This window comes from Pseudomonas mosselii, from assembly GCF_003205295.1.
Classification (GTDB): Bacteria; Pseudomonadota; Gammaproteobacteria; order Pseudomonadales; family Pseudomonadaceae; genus Aquipseudomonas; species Aquipseudomonas mosselii_B.
In genome coordinates this window covers 1-2,505 of the sequence record NZ_QJRP01000072.1, presented here as the reverse complement: position 1 = coordinate 2,505, position 2,505 = coordinate 1, and the positions used below count along the sequence as shown (strand labels likewise).

The window sequence follows — 2,505 nt, the reverse complement described above, 5'->3', positions numbered from 1 at the left end:
CCACCCACGAAATCACCGAGGTGGGCGATGGCAGCATCCCGATTGGCAAGCCGATCGGCAACAGCCGCTGCTATGTGCTCGATGCTCGCCAGCAATTGCTGCCAGTGGGCGCGGTGGGCGAGTTGTACATTGCCGGTGACGGCGTGGCCCAGGGGTATCTGGGGCAGCCGGAACTGACGGCTGAGCGCTTCCTGCTGGATCCGTTCAACGGCGGCACAATGTACCGCAGCGGCGACCTGGTGAGCTGGCAGGCCGACGGTACCCTGCGTTACCTGGGCCGCGCCGACCAGCAGGTCAAGCTGCGGGGCTTCCGTATCGAACTGGGCGAGATCGAAGCGCGCCTTGGCGAGTGCCCGGGTGTGCGCGATGCCGCCGTGATCGTGCGGGAGGATGTGCCGGGCGATAAGCGCCTGGTCGCTTACTTCACCGGCCAGGCGCCGACCATCGGCGAGCTGCATGAGCGTCTGCAAGGCGTGCTGCCGGACTACATGCTGCCATCGGCCTACGTGCAGCTGGACGCGCTGCCGCTGACCGCCAACGGCAAGCTTGATCGCCGCGCCTTGCCGCAGCCGGGCAGCGACGCGTTGGTCAGCCGTGCCTTCGAGGCGCCGCAAGGTGAAATCGAAACCGCGCTGGCCGTGATCTGGGCCGAGGTGCTCAAGGTCGAACAAATCGGCCGTCATGACCACTTCTTCGAACTGGGCGGCCATTCGCTGCTGGCGGTGAGCCTGATCGAGCGCATGCGCAAGGCCGGCCTGGATGCCGATGTGCGTGTGTTGTTCGCCCAGCCGACCCTGGCTGCGCTGGCGGCTGCTGTTGGCTCCGGGCGTGAAGTGGCAGTGCCCGAGAACCGTGTGCCGCAAGGCGCGATGCAGATCACGCCAGACATGCTCAGCCTGATCGACCTGGACCAGGCCAGCATCGACCGTATCGTTGCCATCGTGCCGGGTGGTGCGGCCAACGTGCAGGAAATCTACCCGTTGGCGCCGCTTCAGGAAGGCATTCTCTACCATCACCTCAGTGCCGAGCAGGGTGACCCATACCTGCTGCAGACCCGCCTTGCCTTCGACAGCCTGGATCGGTTGCAGGCCTGTGCCGATGCCCTGCAACAGGTCATCGACCGCCACGACATCCTGCGCACCTCGGTGGTCTGGGAAGGGCTGGGCGAGCCGGTGCAGGTGGTATGGCGCCAGGCCCAGCTGGCAGTCAGTGAAGTCACCGGGCTCGGCGAAGACGCGGTGATCGAGCGGTTGCACGCGCACTTCGATGCCCGCCTGCAACGCCTGGACCTGACCCAGGCGCCGCTGCTGCGCCTGACCTACGCCTTGGACCCGGCACTGCAGCGGGTGGTGGCCGTCCTGCACTTCCACCACCTGGCCCTGGACCACACGGCGATGGAGGTGATCGTCCACGAACTGCAGGCGATTCTCTCCGGTCGCCAGCACCTGTTGAGCGCGCCCGTGCCGTACCGCACCTACGTGGCCCAGGTTCGCCTGGGCGCCGCCGAAGCGGGGCACGAGGCGTTCTTCCGCGACATGCTCGGCGATGTCGACGAGCCGACCCTGCCGATGGGTCTGGCCGATGTGCAGGGCGACGGGCGCGATATCGAGGAATCGCGCCTGCCGCTGGATCCGGCCTTGTCGCGCCGGGTGCGCGAGCAGGCAAGGGCCCTCGGGGTCAGCGCCGCGAGCCTGATGCACCTGGCCTGGGCCCGCGTGGTGGGCGTGCTGTCGGGGCGCGGTGATGTGGTGTTCGGCACCGTGCTGATGGGCCGCCTGCAAGGCGGCGACGGCGCCGACCGGGCGCTGGGGGTGTTCATCAATACATTGCCGCTGCGCATCGACACCGCCAAGGGCACCCGCGCCGCGGTGCAGGCCACCCACCAGCGGCTGTCGGCGCTGCTCGGGCATGAGCATGCGTCGCTGGCGTTGGCTCAGCGGTGCTGCGGCGTGCCGGCCTCGGCGCCGCTGTTCAGCGCCTTGCTCAACTACCGCCATAGCCCGACGGATACGGCCGGTGTGGATGTCGCAAGTTTCCAGGGCATGCATCAGCTCGGCGGTGAAGAGCGCAGCAACTACCCGCTGACCCTGAGCGTGGACGACCACGGGGAAGGTTTCAGCCTGAGCGTACTGGCCCAGCTGGGGATCGGTGCCGAACGGGTCGCAGGTTGGATGACCGCTGCCGTGAGCCAGTTGATCCAGGCGTTGGAGCAAGGTGGCGCGGCGCAGGTCGACAGGCTGCCCATCCTCGACGGCACGCAGCGGCGCCAGGTGCTCGAAGGTTTCAATGCCACGGACATGGACTACCCACAAGGGCAGACCGTGCACGCGTTGGTCGAGGCTCAAGCGTCCGAAGCATTGGCCGTTGTACAGGGTGAACTGGGTGTGAGCTACGGCGAGCTCAACCAGCGTGCCAACCGCCTGGCTCATCATCTGATCGAGCGTGGCGTGGTCCTGGGCGACCGCGTGGCATTGTGCCTGGCGCGTGGCCCGCAACGGTTGGTGG

The 2,505-nt window shown here is 67.5% G+C and carries 1 protein-coding gene; it reads left to right on the top strand.

Annotation, left to right across the window (positions count from 1 at the left end):
• The coding region (locus DMX06_RS25970) for a condensation domain-containing protein (protein ID WP_146232248.1) at positions 1 to 2,505 on the top strand (2,505 nt) is incomplete at both ends.